The 533-nt window shown below is 41.3% G+C and carries 1 protein-coding gene; it reads left to right on the top strand.

Annotation, left to right across the window (positions count from 1 at the left end; genetic code table 11):
- Nucleotides 1-52 precede the first annotated feature (52 nt).
- Nucleotides 53-403, top strand: a complete 351-nt coding sequence (locus tag ACQEXS_RS22555) for a hypothetical protein (RefSeq protein WP_008077879.1) — start codon at nt 53-55, stop codon at nt 401-403.
- The last annotated feature ends 130 nt before the right edge of the window (nt 404-533 follow it).

A 533-nucleotide genomic window follows, 5' to 3' on the forward strand; every position in this document is an offset into this window, starting at 1 on the left:
GGTGGTAGCGTTACTCACTACTTAATTTGGCGTTATGCTCTAGGAGGTAATTTTGCTCGATTTATTCAAGAAAGTGGTTCTAATTAACCTCTCAGCGGCTCTTGTTGTAATAGCTCTAGCCCAGTTTGTTCCATTCTTTGCTACTACTCAGCTGGTCGACTTTCTTTTCTTTGTTGTCATCGTTATATGGGTTTTGGCGAAGCTAATGTGGGAAGGTGGAGTCCATAGTAAGACGACTCGGTTAGATGATCCTAGAACAGATAAAGTCTACAAAATGGTAGAAGGCCATGATTTCGAAAAAGACGAACGAGAACACTATCGAATGAACTACCAGACAGGCTTAGTTTTCTTCATAGCCGGTCTTCCAGCGTTTATTGCTTGTTTAGTCCTTCAATTCCTTTGAGTACGAGCATAACAATAAATTTAAGAGTGATTCACAACGTTCGGCGCTTTCACTTCAAGCCAGTTTAGTGTTTATGGCACAATCCTTTAGGTAGGGTGGCTAGCGTTGTTCACACCTTAATTTGGCGTTA

The organism is Vibrio sp. TRT 17S01, assembly GCF_050113695.1.
In the GTDB taxonomy this organism is placed as follows: Bacteria; Pseudomonadota; Gammaproteobacteria; order Enterobacterales; family Vibrionaceae; genus Vibrio.